This window comes from Caballeronia sp. HLA56, assembly GCF_054655155.1.
This window is the reverse complement of record NZ_BAAHOB010000005.1, coordinates 1,667,374-1,684,143: the sequence shown is the minus strand read 5'-3', so window position 1 is coordinate 1,684,143 and position 16,770 is coordinate 1,667,374. Positions and strand designations below refer to the sequence as shown.

The 16,770-nt window shown below is 62.0% G+C and carries 15 protein-coding genes and 5 tRNA genes; 1 reads left to right on the top strand and 19 read right to left on the bottom strand.

The genetic code is table 11. From position 1 onward, the window contains the following. Nucleotides 1-125: 125 nt before the first annotated feature. From ACYQ47_RS27470 to gltX, 6 genes are all read right to left on the bottom strand, one after another. Nucleotides 126-202 (bottom strand) — tRNA-Asp (locus ACYQ47_RS27470). A gap of 46 nt (nucleotides 203-248) precedes the next feature. Next, nucleotides 249-324: transfer RNA gene (locus tag ACYQ47_RS27465), tRNA-Glu, on the bottom strand. A gap of 87 nt (nucleotides 325-411) precedes the next feature. Next, nucleotides 412-488 (bottom strand) — tRNA-Asp (locus tag ACYQ47_RS27460). Between the two features lie 47 nt (nucleotides 489-535). Then, nucleotides 536-611 (bottom strand) — tRNA-Glu (locus ACYQ47_RS27455). A 176-nt stretch (nucleotides 612-787) separates the two neighbouring features. Beyond that, nucleotides 788-863, bottom strand: a tRNA-Ala gene (locus ACYQ47_RS27450). Between the two features lie 148 nt (nucleotides 864-1,011). Next, nucleotides 1,012-2,421, bottom strand: a complete 1,410-nt coding sequence (gene gltX, locus ACYQ47_RS27445) for a glutamate--tRNA ligase (RefSeq protein WP_250492495.1) — start codon at nucleotides 2,419-2,421, stop codon at nucleotides 1,012-1,014. Nucleotides 2,422-2,692: 271 nt separating this feature from the next. Between gltX and ACYQ47_RS27440 the strand changes: the two genes are divergently transcribed. Then, nucleotides 2,693-3,643 carry a patatin-like phospholipase family protein gene (locus ACYQ47_RS27440; RefSeq protein WP_250465075.1) on the top strand — a complete coding sequence of 317 codons (951 nt, stop codon included), beginning with the start codon at nucleotides 2,693-2,695 and terminating at the stop codon, nucleotides 3,641-3,643. Nucleotides 3,644-3,889: 246 nt separating this feature from the next. Here the strand turns inward: ACYQ47_RS27440 and ACYQ47_RS27435 are convergent, their stop codons facing one another. From ACYQ47_RS27435 to ACYQ47_RS27375, 13 genes are all read right to left on the bottom strand, one after another. Next, entirely contained in the window at nucleotides 3,890-5,146 is a 1,257-nt protein-coding gene (locus ACYQ47_RS27435; protein WP_459907885.1) for a c-type cytochrome, read from the bottom strand. After that, nucleotides 5,143-5,763 (bottom strand): (2Fe-2S)-binding protein, encoded by a 621-nt coding sequence (locus ACYQ47_RS27430; RefSeq protein ID WP_459909339.1) that lies wholly within the window; start codon nucleotides 5,761-5,763, stop codon nucleotides 5,143-5,145. Before ACYQ47_RS27430 ends, ACYQ47_RS27435 begins: the two co-directional genes overlap by 4 nt. Then, nucleotides 5,712-8,543, bottom strand: coding sequence for a xanthine dehydrogenase family protein molybdopterin-binding subunit (locus tag ACYQ47_RS27425; protein ID WP_459907883.1), 2,832 nt, complete (start codon nucleotides 8,541-8,543; stop codon nucleotides 5,712-5,714). The genes ACYQ47_RS27430 and ACYQ47_RS27425 overlap by 52 nt, the downstream gene beginning before the upstream one ends. A gap of 316 nt (nucleotides 8,544-8,859) precedes the next feature. Continuing rightward, the gene (gene iscX / locus ACYQ47_RS27420) at nucleotides 8,860-9,057 is read right to left on the bottom strand and encodes a Fe-S cluster assembly protein IscX (RefSeq protein ID WP_244825420.1); all 198 of its coding nucleotides are present in this window, start codon (nucleotides 9,055-9,057) and stop codon (nucleotides 8,860-8,862) included. Nucleotides 9,058-9,070: 13 nt separating this feature from the next. Next, nucleotides 9,071-9,412, bottom strand: a complete 342-nt coding sequence (fdx, locus tag ACYQ47_RS27415; protein WP_244825421.1) for an ISC system 2Fe-2S type ferredoxin — start codon at nucleotides 9,410-9,412, stop codon at nucleotides 9,071-9,073. Nucleotides 9,413-9,444: 32 nt separating this feature from the next. Next, on the bottom strand, nucleotides 9,445-11,310 hold the full coding sequence (gene hscA, locus ACYQ47_RS27410; RefSeq protein ID WP_250465083.1) for a Fe-S protein assembly chaperone HscA: 1,866 nt from the start codon (nucleotides 11,308-11,310) through the stop codon (nucleotides 9,445-9,447). Nucleotides 11,311-11,355: 45 nt separating this feature from the next. Further along, nucleotides 11,356-11,886, bottom strand: coding sequence for a Fe-S protein assembly co-chaperone HscB (gene hscB, locus ACYQ47_RS27405; RefSeq protein WP_244825423.1), 531 nt, complete (start codon nucleotides 11,884-11,886; stop codon nucleotides 11,356-11,358). Between the two features lie 114 nt (nucleotides 11,887-12,000). After that, nucleotides 12,001-12,324, bottom strand: coding sequence for an iron-sulfur cluster assembly protein IscA (gene iscA / locus ACYQ47_RS27400; protein ID WP_244825424.1), 324 nt, complete (start codon nucleotides 12,322-12,324; stop codon nucleotides 12,001-12,003). A 106-nt stretch (nucleotides 12,325-12,430) separates the two neighbouring features. Next, nucleotides 12,431-12,859, bottom strand: coding sequence for a Fe-S cluster assembly scaffold IscU (gene iscU, locus ACYQ47_RS27395; protein ID WP_244825425.1), 429 nt, complete (start codon nucleotides 12,857-12,859; stop codon nucleotides 12,431-12,433). Between the two features lie 93 nt (nucleotides 12,860-12,952). Continuing rightward, the gene (locus ACYQ47_RS27390) at nucleotides 12,953-14,176 is read right to left on the bottom strand and encodes an IscS subfamily cysteine desulfurase (RefSeq protein ID WP_244825426.1); all 1,224 of its coding nucleotides are present in this window, start codon (nucleotides 14,174-14,176) and stop codon (nucleotides 12,953-12,955) included. A 78-nt stretch (nucleotides 14,177-14,254) separates the two neighbouring features. After that, nucleotides 14,255-14,782, bottom strand: coding sequence for a Fe-S cluster assembly transcriptional regulator IscR (gene iscR, locus ACYQ47_RS27385; protein WP_244825427.1), 528 nt, complete (start codon nucleotides 14,780-14,782; stop codon nucleotides 14,255-14,257). Nucleotides 14,783-14,921: 139 nt separating this feature from the next. Further along, the gene (locus tag ACYQ47_RS27380) at nucleotides 14,922-15,404 is read right to left on the bottom strand and encodes a low molecular weight protein-tyrosine-phosphatase (protein ID WP_250465085.1); all 483 of its coding nucleotides are present in this window, start codon (nucleotides 15,402-15,404) and stop codon (nucleotides 14,922-14,924) included. A gap of 125 nt (nucleotides 15,405-15,529) precedes the next feature. Beyond that, a complete protein-coding gene (locus ACYQ47_RS27375; protein ID WP_459907878.1) occupies nucleotides 15,530-16,735 on the bottom strand; it encodes a DUF3734 domain-containing protein in 1,206 nt (401 codons plus the stop codon). Nucleotides 16,736-16,770: the final 35 nt, after the last annotated feature.

Genomic DNA, 16,770 nt, shown 5'->3' with positions numbered 1-16,770 from the left:
CAGTGCGCGCCTGCTGGCAATCGACAAATGGATGTTTGCGCAGGATTCGGTGCGCGGGACCTGACGCAAGCGAAAAAACGAGCCCAAAAAAAATCCAGCCCGAAGGCTGGATTTTCTCAACTAGCTGGCGGAGCGGACGGGACTCGAACCCGCGACCCCCGGCGTGACAGGCCGGTATTCTAACCAACTGAACTACCGCTCCAACTCGTTCACCGATTGCAGCGCTTTTACAGCAGCCGCCGATGTTCTGGCGTCCCCTAGGGGATTCGAACCCCTGTACTCACCGTGAAAGGGTGATGTCCTAGGCCTCTAGACGAAGGGGACTTCAACCTACTAAAACTAAACTATCGACACAGCGCAGCGAAAAAAAAATCCGGCTTATCAGCCGGAGTCTTCCTGCTTGCAATGCGTTGGCGGAGCGGACGGGACTCGAACCCGCGACCCCCGGCGTGACAGGCCGGTATTCTAACCAACTGAACTACCGCTCCAGCGCTTACTTCCAGGCAGCGCTTCTTACTAGCAGCCGCCGATGTGCTGGCGTCCCCTAGGGGATTCGAACCCCTGTACTCACCGTGAAAGGGTGATGTCCTAGGCCTCTAGACGAAGGGGACAGAAACTTGTGTATCTGTCTTTGCTACTTAATCATTCGCTCTGGGCTTAACAACTTGCCGCAAGCAGCGAAGACCGAAATTATATACAACCTGATGTTACTTGTGAAGTATTTTTTGCGACTTCCGAAACGCTGGAAACCATACAAACAATACCACCTGCCCTGCAAAACCATTCTTGGTGGAGGTAAGCGGGATCGAACCGCTGACCTCTTGCATGCCATGCAAGCGCTCTCCCAGCTGAGCTATACCCCCTTGCAGAACAGAAACGAGATTCTATAGGCCATTTTTGAAGTTGTAAATACCCTTTGACGCTCGTAGCGAAATTTTTTACCTCTCTTCATGCATTTGCGCGCAATGCATGCATCGCTGGCATTCATCGCGCGCGGCTTTGCGTCTTCAGTCAGCTTGCGGCCAGTTCCAGCCGACGCAAAACGGCTTCGCGGCCGAAGAGCGCAAGCACGGCGTCGAGGGACGGCGTGTGCGTCGTGCCTGCAACCAGCAAGCGAACCGGCATCGCGAGTTGCGGCATCTTGAGCTTGTGCGCGGCAAGCGTAGCCTTCACGGCCGCGGCGATCGCTTCCTTGCTCCACTCCGCTTCGGCGAGCGCCGCGCGCAAATCGGCGATGGCCGGCCGCACCGCATCGGTGACGTGCTGCTTGCGCGCTTCGGGATCGATCGTGGGCTCGCGATAGAACATCACGGCGTTATCGGCGATTTCCTTCACCGTCGACGCGCGGTCCTTCAAAAGCCCGATCGCCAGTTCCAGCGGCGCGCCGTTCTCGATCGCGCTCGCTTCGATACCTGCCTCGCGCAAGAACGGCCGCGTGAGTTCCGCGAGGCGACCGTTGTCCGCTTCCTTGATGTAATGCGCATTGAGCCAGTTGAGCTTGTCGTGGTCGTATTGCGCCGGCGACTTGCCCAGATGCTCTAGGTCGAACCATTCGACGAACTGTTCGCGCGAGAAGATTTCCGCATCGCCATGCGACCAGCCGAGGCGTGCGAGATAGTTCACGACCGCCTCGGGCAGATACCCGTTGTCGCGATAACCGGTCACGGCCATGGCGCCATGACGCTTGCTCATCTTCTCGCCCTGCTCGTTCAGCACCGTCGGCAAATGCGCGTAAACCGGCACTTCACCGCCGAGCGCGCGCAGGATGTTGATCTGACGCGGCGTGTTGTTCACGTGATCGTCGCCGCGAATGACGTGCGTGATCTGCATGTCGAGGTCGTCGACGACCACGCAGAAGTTGTAGGTCGGCGTACCGTCGGGACGCGCGATGACGAGATCGTCGAGTTCTTCGTTCGAGATCTCGACCGTGCCCTTCACGGCGTCGTCCCACGCGACCACGCCCGTCAGCGGATTGCGAAAGCGCACCACCGGCTCCACGCCTTCGGGAACCGGCGGCAACTCCTTGCCCGGCTCGGGACGCCACGTGCCGTCGTAACGCGGCTTTTCGCCCGCGGCGCGCTGACGCTCGCGCAGGGCATCGAGCTCCTCGGTCGACATATAGCAGTGATACGCGAGCCCCTTCTCCAGCATCTGCGCGACCACTTCGCGATAACGCTCCATGCGCTGCATCTGATAGAACGGACCTTCGTCGAAATCGAGGCCGAGCCAGGCCATGCCTTCGAGAATCGCATCGACCGAGGCTTCGGTGGAGCGCTCGACATCGGTGTCCTCGATGCGCAGCACGAAGGTGCCCTTCATCTTGCGCGCGAACGCCCAGGGATAGAGCGCGGAGCGGATGTTGCCGAGATGGATGAAACCGGTCGGGCTCGGTGCGAAGCGGGTACGGACTTGGGTGGTCATTGCGGTTTTACTCGATGGATGGCGTCTGTCTCGCTCGAAGCCGATGCGCGCTCTACGCGCCTCAAAGCAGACGAGAAGTGTCCAATGACGGCTGATTCGGAAGCGTTCGTGCGGCTGGATCACGCGGCCGGCGCTTCGTCAAAGTGAACCGGAATTATACTCGCGGCCTGCTTTGTGCCGGTCCGTGCGCCTTTGTTTTATGATGTCCGCGCCTTTTTGCCGATACCGGCCAAGGCACGTTCAAAGCAGCAAGCCGCGCCCGGAGTTCAACTTGAAGCCATCGTCATCCCGTCTTTCGCTTTCGCGTCGCGCGTTTTCGCTCGCGGCGCTGTCATCCGTCGTGACCGCGTGCACGACCGCCACGGGCGGCAACGCCACGTCGACCACGACCACGAGCACGCCGCCGCCCAAAACGGATACCCAACGGCAAGCGCCCGTTCGCATCGGGCTTGCGCTCGGTGGCGGCGCGGCGCGCGGCTTCGCGCATATCGGCGTAATCAAGGCGCTCGAAGCGCGCAACGTGCCGGTCGATCTCGTGGCGGGCACGAGCGCGGGCTCGGTCATCGCGGCACTGTATGCGTCGGGCATGAACGGCATCGCCATCAACAAGCTCGCGCTCACCATGGACGAAGCCTCGATCAGCGACTGGGCCATGCCTTTTCGCACGCGCGGCATCTTGCAAGGCGTGGCGCTGCAGAACTACCTCAACAAGACGCTCGACAATCGTCCGATCGAGAAGATGGCGAAGCCGCTTGGCATCGTCGCGACCGACCTTCGGAATGGTCAGCCGATCCTCTTTCAGCGCGGCAACACGGGCATCGCGGTGCGCGCGTCGTGCAGCGTGCCGTCGATCTTCGAGCCGGTGAAGATCGGCGACCACGAATATGTCGATGGCGGGCTGGTGAGTCCCGTACCCGCCGCATTCGCGCACAAGATGGGCGCGGACTTCGTGATCGCCGTGGATATTTCGGCGCGTCCCGAAAGCGGCCTCACGCAAAGCTCGTTCGACGTGCTCATGCAGACCTTCACGATCATGGGCCAGACCATCAAGGCTTATGAACTCGACAAGTACGCGGACGCGGTCATCCGGCCGAATCTCAATGCCATGAGCAGCAGCGACTTCAGCCAGCGCAACGCATCGATTTTGGCGGGCGAGGAAGCGGTCGCGAAGATGTGGCCAGCGTTGCAGCGGCAGCTCGTCGAACGCGGCGTGCGCGTTTGAGAAGTCTTCTGCCTGGGTAATGCAGCGCGGAGCATGAGCGCGCCGGCGCTCGGATACCACGGCGGTTCCTGTGCTCGGGTGCGCGGCGAGCGTTTGAAACCCAACGCGAAGAATCGATCGAGCGACGCACTGTCGCCCAACGATGTCACGGCGACTTCAGTGCTCGAATGCGCGGCAAACCCCAAGCAAAAGAGGCCACGCTCGCCGAGCCGTGGCCTCTTTCGTTCGCGCTGCGGAAAACCGCGACTACCTCAGCGACTTCACCTTGTCTGCCGTGATCTCGGCAGGCTGTCCGCCCCACGTTGCGCGAAGATAATTCGCCAGTTCGGCGATCTGCTCGTCGCTATACGTGCCCGCGAATCCAGGCATGTCCTGCATGGCCTCGCCGTGCGGGAACGGCTGCGCCTTTATGCCATCGAGCATCGACACGATCAGGTTGCGCGGATCGGCCAGACGCAAGGTCGAGTTGCCGTTCATCGCGACCGTGACGTGCGGCTTGCCCTCGCCCTCGTGCCCGTGACAACCCGCGCAAGAATCCAGATAGAGCGAGCGTCCCGCAGCGAGTCGCGTGGCGTCGCCCGACTGAATGGCGGCGAGCGGCGCGGCTGCCTGCGGCTTGTCGCCGAGCAGATACGTGGCGAGCGCGCGCAGATCGTTGGAATCCAGATGCTGCGTGCTCAGATAGATCACGGGATGCATCTCGCCATACGCCGAGCCTTGCCGCGCGACGCCCGTCGCGAAGAATGTCTGCAGATCGGCGGCATTCCAGCCACGCGCGGCAAGCGCTTGCGGCGTGATGTCGGGCGCGCCGACACGGCCGAGGGCTTCGCCTTGCAGCGTCTTCGCATCCTGCAACTGGCCGAAGGCACCACGCGGCGTGTGGCACTCGGCACAATGGCCGAGCGCGTTGGCCAGATAGCGCCCGCGCGTCCAGTCCGCCGATTGTCCCTGCGACGCATCCGGCAAGGTGTCGTTCAAGAACAGCATGTCCCAGAAACGCACGGCGAAGCGCACGTTGTAGGGAAACGAGAGGACCGGCTTGACACTCGGCACGGCTGCCGGCTTTTGTGCCATCAGATACGCGTAAAGGGCGTCACTGTCCTCGCGCGTGATCTGTCGATACGACGTATAAGGCATCGCCGGATACAGCTTGCCATTCGGCGACTTGCCTTCATGCAGCACGGCGTAGAAGTCGTCGGCGCTATAAGAGCCGATGCCGTACTTCGTATCGGGCGTGATGTTGGTGCCGTAGAACGTGCCGAACTGCGATTGCAGCTTCACGCCGCCCGCGAACGGCGCGCCGCCGTTCGCCGTGTGGCATGCGGCGCAATCCGCCGCATGCGCGAGATAGCGTCCACGCGCGATCTGCTCGGGCGAGCTCGTGTTGTGAACGGGCGCGTCCCGACGGTCGCCGCACGCGCTCAACGCGAACGCGGCAAGCGCGAGTGGAATCAGCCGCACGACGCAGCGCGACACGAAGCGAGTCACATTCAGTCTCGTCATGCTGCGTCCTTCACCAGGCCGGGCGTCGTGAGCACCAGTTCCTTCACGGCTTCGTAGTAGCGCACGTAACCTGTGCAACGGCAGATGTGGCTGTCGAGCGCCGACATGATGGTCGCTTCGATCTGATCCCTCGCGATGGGATTGCGCTTCAGGTTGTCGAGCAGGACCATCGTCGCGTTGACGAAACCCGGCGTGCAATAGCCGCACTGGAAGCTGAAATGTTCCAGGAACTTCTGCTGCACGGGCGCCAGTTCGACGACTTCGCCCTGCTCGTTGCGCTTCGCGTGTCCCTCGACGGTCCGCACGTTCTTGCCGTCGAAGAAATGCGCGCCGTTGATGCACGAACGCACTTCCTCGCTCGTGCCATCGGCCCGGTCGACGATCACGACGCACGCGTGGCAGATGCCCTGCCCGCAGCCGAGACGCGAGCCGGTCAGGCCGAGATACTCGTGCAGGAAATCGATCATCGGCAAGCCGGATGGCACCTGCATCGGGCCGACCTTATTGCCGTTGATCGTCATGGAGAGCGAGCGCGATTCGACGCCCGCGGCGGATGGGATGGCCGTCATGCGAGCACCTCCTGAATGTTTTGCGGGCTCACCGGCAGATCGGTGAATCGATGTCCGATCGCATGCGCGATCGCGTTGACGATGGCTCCGACCACCGGAATCATCACCACTTCGGCGATGCCTTTAGGCGGATCGGTTTCGGAAAGCGGCGGCAACACTTCGCTGGTTTGCTTCCACACTGCGACATCGCTTGCGAGCGGCAAGTGATAGCGGTTGAAGTTCCACGTGCCGTTGCCGGGACCGTCTTCGTAAAGCGGCAGATACTCATGCAGCGCGTGGCCGATGCCCATCGCGAGGCCGCCTTGCAACTGCCCGGAGACGAGTTGCGGCGCGATCTGATTGCCGCACTCCATGATCGAATGATGCGAGAGCAGATCGACCTTGCCGCTGGCCGAGTCGATAGCAAGTTCGACGAGCGTGCCGACGGCGCTGTAATACGTGACCGCGGCGTTGTTGCGCTGCACGGGCGGGATGAACACGCGTTTGCGATCGAGCACGGTATAGCCGTTGGCCGTGGCCTTGCCGCGTTGCTTGCCGTTGGCGGCATCGGCGCTGCCGAAGCGCACCGAGAGTCCGTCGAGCGGTACTTGATCGACGGTGCCCGCGATATCGAACTGCGCCTCGCTCCACTGCCAGCGATTGAAGGTATGCACCGCAGCGCCCGTGACGAGCCCGAGTTCATGCGCCTTCTTCGCGAGCACGTCGAAGGCAAGCGGCTCCATGCCGTCGGCCGCCAGCTTGCCGTCGACCCAGCGCGCATCTTCCACACGCACGACGTACGAGGTCGCCTGACCGCCGCCGATACCCTGCCCCCAGAGCGCGAGCGCGGCGGGCCAGATGCCGTGACGGAACACGACGCGCGCCGCTTCATGCGTGGCGTGCGTGAAGTAGAAGGCGGAATTCGTCGCGCTGGCCGGCGACATGTACGCGGGCGACCAGCGCGGATTCGCGCTCAACCGATCCTGCTCGGCTTGCGACATGATGTACGGATCGCCGCTCGTCACGACCGGCAGATCCGTCCAGTCGATGATCGCCATATGCACATCGACGGCGGGCTTGCCGAGCCACTTCGCGACCGCGAGGGCCTGCGAGGTCGACGTGCCGGTGCCGATCTCCGCGCCCGAGTGACTCAACGCGATGCGCCCGTCGGCCGTGAACTCCACTTTCGCGAAGGCGCTTTCCGCGCCCGTACCGAAGTCCTTCTGCGTACACGCGAAGCCGATGCCATAGCGCATTCCCGGATGCGCCGCCTCGAAATCGCTCTTGCGCCGCATGCGTTCGGTCCACAGCGGCAGTTCCTTCGCGCGACGCAGCACTTCCTCGGCGCGCAACGCGCCGGCGGGAATGGCGCCTTGCGTGTTCTTCATGCCGGTGCGGAACACGTTCTTCAGGCGAAAATCGATCGGGTCGATATCGAGCTTCTGCGCGATCTCGTCGATCATCATCTCGGTCGCGGCCATGCTTTGCAGCGTGCCGTAACCGCGCGCCGAACCGGCATCGACCGCGCGCGAGGCAATCGCGATCGCGGTCAGATCGCTCTGCGGAATGTAGTAGATCGACTGCGCCGCGGTCGCGCCGACCATCGCGACCGATGGCGAGAAGTTGCAGCGTCCGCCGCCGTTCGCTTCGAAGTCACCCTTGAAGGCTTGAATGAGGCCGGTGTTCTTGTCGATCGCCATGCGATAGCGCATGTCGAACGCGTGACGCTTGAGCGAGCTCTGGAACTGTTCGAAGCGGTCGAAAGCCAGGCGCACGGGACGGCCCTCGCCATACATGGCCGCGACGAGACCGTAGAACGGCACGTTGAAGTGATCCTTCGAACCGTAGCCCACCGTGTAGCACGGATGCAGGAACAGGTTCTTCACCGGAAAATGCGACTTTGCCGCCATCTCCACGGCACTTTCCGCGACTTCGTGCGGACCTTGCGTCGGGACGACCATGTGCAGCGACTGAGTCGCCGCGTCGTACCAGCAATTCGCGTTGTCGGGTTCGAGCGCGGCCGTATCGACCGATTGCGTTTTGTATTCGCGATCCACGACGAGCCAGTCCGCCGGCGGATGATCGAGCTGGTCGGCAATACTTTGCGCGTGGAACATGCCCTGCTCGTCGAGCTTGCCGTGTTCATGAGCGTCGGCCCAGACGGGCGCGCGCTTCTTCATCATGTGCGGAAAGAGCGGCGTGTTCTTCAGGCTCGAAAACGTGTCGTCGTCGAAAGGCGTCTTGCCGCCGACGCGCACGAAGCGAAACGACGCCCACGGATCGCGCTCGAGCGGACCCGTCGTTGCGCCGTAACGGATCACGCCATCGCGGAACTGGAGCTTTTCCTTCGCGAAACGGAAGCGCGCGAAGTCGTGATAAATCAGCATCGCAACGGCCTGGCCGAGATACGCGGGCGTCTTCCCGGCCGGCAGGAACATGTCGTCGCCATAGAACGCGGGGAAGGCGAGCTTGTCGCGCGCGAGATCTTCCGCGGTGACTACGCGATCGGGCTTCAGCGCATCGCCGAGCACCGACAGATCGAAGCCTTCGTACAGACAGTCGGCCCGCGTCACGCGCAGGATCAGCGCGTGCGATTGTTGCTGCGGCCAATGCGGCATGTCGACCGCGCGGATGTCGCGCGCGAAGACCTTCGCGCCCGTTACCTTGGCCATGCCGTCGATACGAAACTTTGCGCTTCCGTTCGTGGCATCCCATTGAACGGGCGTAAGTATCTTCTCTTCGAACAACGCGGCGAACGCACGGCTGCCTAAGGGCGCGACGAATACCGAAACGCCCGCGAGCGCAGCCGCCTTCAGAAAACCACGACGCGACAGGTCGAGTTTCCCCATGTACTTCTCCTCAAGTGATCGCCACAGGCCGTCCAGCATGGGGACGGCCACACGCCGCCTTCACGCGGGCATGTAAAATTTGTTTGCAATACGAAACGTCGCTGGGCGATGAATCGAATCCGGCATTGACTGACAGAAGGCAGTGGGCGCGATTTTAAGTGCGGGAAAGACCGTCAACAACGCGCACAACGTCAAGTTCTGTCAAGATTAAAGCGGCGAGGGAATGAGGAAAATCAATATGGTGAAATGCCGCGCGCTCAAAATAAAACGGCGACCTCTTTCGAGAGTCGCCGTCTTTTAGACGATACCAACGCGATCAATAATCCGCGTCTTCGATCCACGCAGCCTGAATGGCTTCTAGAATCTTTTCATTGGAGCTCTGCGGATCGTCGTCGAAACCAACCAGCTCCGTCACCCAGCGATGCAGGTCCGTAAAACGCACATACTGGGGATCGATATCCTGATGCGCATCGGTCAAGGCCATTGCGATCTCTTGAGTATCTGTCCACTTCATGAGCGAGCCTCCGTCAGTGATTTTCTTTGGCGTGGTTAATGGTGTAGCGCGGGATCTCGACCACCAGATCCTCGTCGGCCGGCACCATTGCCTGACATGATAACCGCGATGTCGGTTCGAGGCCCCACGCCTTGTCGAGGAGATCGTCCTCGTCTTCCTCCGACGGTTCGAGCGCGTTGAAGCCCTCGCGGATGATGACGTGGCAGGTCGTGCACGCGCACGACTTCTCGCAGGCGTGTTCGATCTCGATACCGTGTTCCAGCAAATTGTCGCAGATGCTCTTGCCGATATCGGCGTCGATGACCGCGCCGTCCGGGCAAAGCTCCACGTGAGGAAGCACAACGATTTGAGGCATGGACTTAAGTTTTCCGTGAATTTCCGAATGGATCAGACATCGTCGAGCTTGCGGCCGGCGAGTGCGCGGCGAATGCTCTTGTTCATGCGGCGCGCGGCAAATTCGTCGGTTGCAACGGAAAGCGCCTTGGTCGCGTCTTCGATACGTTGCGCCGAATCGCCCTTCGCGATGGTCGCGAGTTCTTCCGCCAGCGTTTCGATCTGCGCGCGTTCGCTCTCGTCGAGCAACTCGGCGTCTGCCGCGAGCGCCGCGTGCGTGGCTTCGACCAGTCGTTCTGCATCGACCTGTGCCTCGCGCAGCGCGCGGGCCTGCATGTCGGTCTCGGCGGTCTTGAAACTTTCCTCGAGCATGCGCGCGACGTCGTCATCGGCGAGACCGTAGGACGGCTTTACCACCACCGACGCTTCCACGCCCGAAATCTGCTCGCGCGCGAAAACGGACAGCAAGCCGTCGGCATCGACCTGATACGTCACGCGAATGCGCGCGGCGCCCGCCGCCATCGGCGGAATGCCACGCAATTCGAAACGCGCGAGCGAGCGGCAGTCGGACACGAGTTCGCGTTCGCCCTGGACCACGTGGATCGCCATTGCCGTCTGGCCGTCCTTGAACGTGGTGAAGTCTTGCGCGCGCGCGGTCGGGATCGTCGAATTGCGCGGAATAATCTTTTCGGTGAGACCGCCCATGGTTTCGACGCCGAGCGACAGCGGAATCACGTCGAGCAAGAGCCAGTCGTCACCTTCGCCGCGACGGTTGCCGGCGAGCAGATCGGCCTGAATCGCGGCGCCGAGCGCCACGACCTGATCCGGGTCGAGATTGACGAGCGGCGGCTGGCCGAAATACGTCTGCACCGCGCGGCGGATCACCGGCATGCGCGTCGCGCCGCCGACCAGCACCACGCCCTTGATCTCGGCGGGCGCGACCTTGGCGTCGCGCAGCGCCTTTCTCGTGGGTCCGAGCGTGCGCGCGACGAGCGCTTCGGTGAGCGTGTCGAACTGCGCTTCGGTCACGGCGACATCGATCACGCGGCCGTCCGAAAGCGTGGCCTGGACGCGCGTTTCATCGGCCGACGAAAGCGCTTCCTTCGCGACTCGCACATGGTCCAGCAAGAGCCGCACGTCTTCGGGCGAAGTGACTTCGACGCCCGCCTGCGCAATCACATGCCGATACAGCACGTGGTCGAAATCGTCGCCGCCGAGCGCGGAATCGCCGCCGGCCGCGAGTACTTCGAAGACGCCCTTGGTGAGCTTGAGAATGGACAGATCGAAAGTTCCGCCGCCGAGATCGTAGACCGCGTACAGACCTTCCGATGCGTTGTCGAGACCATAAGCGATGGCCGCCGCGGTCGGTTCGTTCAGCAGTCGAAGCACGTTGAGTCCGGCGAGCTTCGCGGCGTCCTTGGTGGCCTGGCGCTGGGCTTCATCGAAATAGGCGGGCACGGTGATGACCGCGCCGACCAGATCTTCGCCGAGCGAATCTTCCGCGCGATAACGCAGCGTGGCGAGAATCTCCGCCGACACCTCGACCGGGCTCTTCACGCCGTCGATCGTACGAATCTGCACCATGCCGGGCGCGTCGATGAAATCGTACGGCGCGTTCTCCGCGCCCTCCACCTCGCTCTTGCCTCGGCCCATGAAGCGCTTGACGGACACGATCGTATTGCGCGGATCGATGGCCGCTTCTTCCTTCGCGACGCGGCCGATGCGCCGTCCGCCCTTCTCGAGATAGCGCACCACCGACGGCAGCAGCACATGGCCGTCCTCGTCGGGAAGCGCTTCGGGCACGCTGTTGCGCACGGCCGCCACGAGCGAGTTCGTCGTGCCGAGATCGATACCGACCGCCACGCGCCGCTGATGCGGTGCGGGCGCCATGCCGGGTTCTGAGATTTGCAGTAAAGCCATCGTTGATCTTATGGGGTTGTGTGCGGCGCCTGAGGCTCTTGTACGTCAGGCGGTTTCGAGCCGCTCGATCTGCGTGCCGATTTCATGCGCCACGCGCTCGATGAACATCAGCTGCCGCACCGCCTCGCTTGCCGCCTGATCCGACTTGCTGTCGATCAGCGCTTCGAGCTTGGTGAAGCGCACGCGTTCTTCATCGCGCAATTCGTCGAGCAAGGATTCGAGCGCGCCGATATTCTTCGCGCCGGCCGCATCCTCGATATTCTCGCGCCATTCCATTTGCTGCATGAGGAACGCGGGTTCCATCGCCGTATTGTTTTCCGCGCCGACGTCGATACCGCGCAGCGACAGCATGTAGCGCGCGCGCTTCAACGGATCGCGCAGCGTTTGGTAAGCCTCGTTGGCGCGCGTCGCCCATTGCATCGCGATTCGGCGTTGCGCGTCGCCCGCCGAGGCGAAGCGGTCCGGATGCACTTGCGCCTGCACGGTGCGATACGCGTCGTCGAGCGCTTGGTGATCGACCGCGAAGACCGGCGGCAAGTCGAAGAGATCGAAGTGACTGTCGTTGAGCGATGCCATTGAGGATTACCGGTTACTCGGAAGATGTCTCGAAGGATGCAGCAAAGTCGAAGCGCGAATGAAAAAGGCGGCACGCGCCGCCTCTTTTGCCGATACCGCCGGCGTCATGCCCGGTTATACGCGGAACGACTCGCCGCAGCCGCACTCGTCCTTCGCGTTCGGGTTGTTGAAGCGAAAGCCTTCGTTCAGCCCTTCGCGCGCGAAATCCAGTTCGGTGCCGTCGAGATAGGCGAGGCTTTTCGGATCGATCACGACCTTCACGCCCGCCGACTCGAACACCATGTCTTCCGGTGCGAGTTCATCGACATATTCGAGCTTGTACGCGAGACCCGAACAGCCCGTCGTACGCACGCCCAGGCGCAGGCCGACGCCCTTGCCGCGTCGCGCCAGATACTTATGCACGTGCTGTGCTGCCTTCTCCGTCAACGTGATTGCCATAGTCTTTGCGTCGCGCTCTTTACTTGCTGCGTTACTTCGAAATCCGAGGCGCCGATCTTGCCGGCGCCATTCCAGGGTCGTTGCCTACGCCACCTTCTTGCCGCATTCAGGCCGCGTGTTGCTTGGCTTCCGTCTGCTCGGCCTGGGGAGCCGCCACGCCGTGACGTTCCTTGTAGTCGGCGACCGCTGCCTTGATTGCGTCTTCGGCGAGAATCGAGCAGTGAATCTTCACGGGCGGCAGTGCGAGTTCCTCCGCGATCTGCGTGTTCTTGATCGTCAGCGCCTGATCCAGCGTCTTGCCCTTCACCCATTCGGTCACGAGCGAGCTCGACGCGATGGCCGAGCCGCAGCCGTACGTCTTGAACTTCGCGTCTTCGATCACGCCGTCCGCGCCCACGCGGATCTGCAGTTTCATCACGTCGCCGCAAGCCGGTGCGCCGACCATGCCGGTGCCGACCGTGTCGTCGTCCTTCGAGAAGGAGCCGACGTTGCGCGGGTTTTCGTAGTGGTCCAGAACCTTGTCGCTATAAGCCATGATTCGAATTCTCCGGTGATCTATCTCCGCGAGAGGCGGAGCAACATTCTCTCGACCGACACGCGGCCAGTCGCCAAACCATTCGTGATGCGCTCAGTGCGCCGCCCACTGGATGCTCGAGATATCGATGCCATCCTTGTGCATTTCCCACAGCGGCGACAGATCGCGCAGCTTTGCAATCTTGTTCTTCAGCAGGTTGATGACGTAATCGACATCCTGCTCGGTCGTAAAGCGGCCGACCGTGAAGCGGATCGAGCTATGCGCCAGCTCGTCGTTGCGGCCGAGCGCACGCAGCACATACGACGGTTCCAGCGACGCCGACGTGCACGCCGAACCCGACGACACCGCGACATCCTTGACCGCCATGATGAGCGATTCGCCTTCGACGAAATTGAAGCTGATGTTGAGGTTGTGCGGCACGCGGCGTTCCATGTCGCCGTTCACGTACACCTCTTCCATGTCTTGCAGGCCCTTGAGCAGACGGTCGCGCAGCATGCGGATACGCTCGTTCTCGGTGGCCATTTCCTCACGCGCGATACGGAAAGCCTCGCCCATGCCGACGATCTGATGCGTTGCGAGCGTGCCCGAACGCATGCCGCGCTCGTGACCGCCGCCGTGCATCTGCGCCTCGATACGCACGCGCGGCTTGCGACGCACGTACAACGCGCCGATGCCCTTCGGCCCATACGTCTTGTGCGCCGAGAACGACATCAGATCGACCTTCAGCTTCTGCAGATCGATCGCGATCTTGCCGGTGGCTTGCGCTGCATCGACGTGAAAAATGATGCCCTTTTCACGCGTAATCTCGCCGATCGCCTCGATGTCCTGAATCACGCCGATCTCGTTGTTCACGCTCATCACCGATACGAGGATCGTGTCGGGACGAATGGCGGCCTTGAACTTGTCCAGGTCGATGAGGCCGTCGTCCTTGACATCCAGATACGTGACTTCGAAGCCTTCGCGTTCGAGATCGCGCGTGGTGTCGAGCACGGCCTTGTGCTCGGTTTTCACCGTGATGATGTGCTTGCCCTTGCTCTTGTAGAAGTGCGCGGCGCCCTTGATTGCGAGGTTGTCCGACTCCGTCGCGCCCGACGTCCAGATGATTTCGCGCGGATCGGCATTGACGAGCGCCGCGACGTTTTCGCGCGCTTCCTCGACCGCCCGCTCCGCGTCCCAGCCGTACTGATGGCTGCGCGAAGCCGGATTGCCGAACTGCTCGCGAAGATACGGAATCATCTTGTCCACCACGCGCGGATCGACGGGGGTCGTCGCGCTGTAATCCATATAGATGGGCAGGTGGGGAATGTCGTTATTCATCTGTCGCTCCGGGAAAATCGTTCGATACACGTGGCCGGGATGCTCGTACTCGCGCTTCATGAGACGCGCCGCGCGGCTTCAACCAGCCAGGTTGAAAATGGAATTCGGCCCCTTGGGCACCACACGCGCGGCTTCGACGCCCGCCGGTTCGGCGCGGCGGTCGCGCAACACCGACGACGAACCTTCGCGAGCGCGCTGCTGATCGACCAGATCTTTCAGCGAGACGGAATCGAGATACTCGACCATCTTCTGATTGAGCGTCGCCCACAGTTCGTGCGTCATGCAGTGGCCGTCGTGCTGCTTGGTGCCTTCGCACGTGCCCTTGCCGCCGCATTGCGTGGCGTCGATCGGTTCATCGACCGCGATGATGATGTCGGCCACCGTGACGTTCTCGGCGCGGCGCGCGAGGTTGTACCCGCCGCCCGGCCCGCGTACGGACTCGACGATCTCGTGGCGACGCAGCTTGCCGAACAACTGTTCGAGATAGGAAAGCGAGATGCGCTGGCGCTGGCTGATGCCTGCCAACGTCACCGGGCCCTGCTCCTGGCGCAATGCCAGGTCGATCATCGCCGTGACGGCGAAACGGCCTTTCGTGGTGAGTCTCATAATTGGGGGCTACCGCTAATACTCGATGATTTCTGTCAAGTATAAATATCCCACAGTTTTAGTCAAGTATCCGGGACCAGATAAGTAGCTGTTTAATTCTATTTCTTGCCGCGCGCAAGGCCGCCGCGTCGTGCCCAATTCAACTGACGAGTTGTGTCCGCAAGGCCGCCAATAGCCCCTCACAGGCGTCTTCGCATTGATCGAGCACGCGCTCGAAACCGTCGTCACCGCCGAAATAGGGATCGATGACCACGCGGCTGTCGTCACGCGTCGCGAACTCCATCAACAGGCGAATCTTGTCGCGATGCTCCGGCGGACAGACCGCCGTAAGCGCCGCGACATTCTTGTCGTCCATCACGATCAACAGGTCGAAGCGAGCGAAGTCTTCGGCCGTGATCTGCCTCCCACGCAACGGTGAGAGGTCGTAGCCGCGCTTCTTTGCGGCACGTTGAGCGCGCTCGTCGGGCGGATGTCCGATATGCCAGTCGCCCGTGCCCGCCGAGTCGATAATGATCCGTTCCGAAAGCTTCGCCTCCTCGACGAGATCGCGCATCACCGCTTCGGCGCTGGGCGACCGGCAGATGTTGCCGAGACAGACGAAGCAAACGGCGATGGAATTCATCTCAAGCTTGGAGGGACGGTTATCGGCTGCAACCATCGGCAACGCGCGTTCGATAGGCCCGAATTATACAAAGGGTCACAAAAACGCGCGCGCACGAGTCACTCAAGCAAATCCGCCGAGCACGATCAGCTCCCGTCGCGATGAATATCATGCGTGATGAAGCCGGAGTCGCCGTTCGGCATTTTCAGCCAGTCGCGATGCGCGAGCGTGCGGCGAATGTCGTCGAGCCCGCTACTCCAATGCTCGCGCATGGTCGAAAGGCCGAATTGATAGTCTTTGTAATGCCCTTCGTATTCCTTGTGGCGGTAAATCAGGTGGATCACGTTGTAGCGCTTCGAGCACGCGAGTTCGGCCGCGCGCCGGCACCATTCGTCGTTGTTGCGCAGTTCCTCGGGCACGAGATCCAGCACATGCTGCAATACGTTGCGATACCGCTGTGAGCGCTGCATTTGATCCGTCACGAGACGCGTGCGGCTGGAATATTGAACGTCCTTCACGCGACCCATGACGTCGACGATGCTGTCCGGCACCGGCCCGCGCGCGCTCCAGAGATCGACCTGAAATGCGAGTGTGTCGCGACGCGGCGTGGCCTGCGCAATCTCGTAGAGCGGCGTGTTGGACATGAGGCCGCCGTCCCAGTAGAACTGGCCGTCGACCTCGACTGCCGCAAAGCCCGGCGGCAGCGCGCCCGACGCAATGAAATGCTCGGCGCGCAGCTTGATCTTCGTATTGTCGAAGTAAGCGAAGTTACCGGTTGCCACGTTGACCGCACCGACCGACACGCGCTTTTCGCCCGAGTTGATGCGATCGAAGTCGCACAGGCCTTCCAGCGTGGCCCGAAGCGGCGTCGTGTCGTAATAACTTGCGGTCTGCGGCGAGCCGGCCGCGAGCGGCGAAGGGGGCGGAAAGCGCGGCACGAAAAAGCCCTTTTGCCCTTCCACGATCGCGCCCAACGCCTGCCACGCGGTGAACGCCTTGCGAATCTCGTCGGGCGATTCGAACAGCGCATGCTCGATGAACGCCGGCAATGGAAAGCCAAATGCCGGCTGACAAATGGTTTCCCAGAACTGGAGCAGACGCGGCACGCGATCCTTAGGCGCATTGCCCGCGATGATCGCCGTATTCAGCGCGCCGATGGAGATGCCGGCGATCCAGTTCGGCTCGATGCCCGCTTCGTAGAGCCCCTGATAGACGCCCGCCTGATACGCGCCGAGCGCACCGCCGCCCTGCAGCATGAGCGCGATGGTCTCGTAAGGCGGCAAGTCGATGCGCTTGTCGCCTTCGTTCTGAGTCTCCGGTTGCAGCGCTTCGCTGTCGTCGATTTCCGGCATGCCGATGCCTCCGCTTTCTCGCGTGCGTGTCTTTC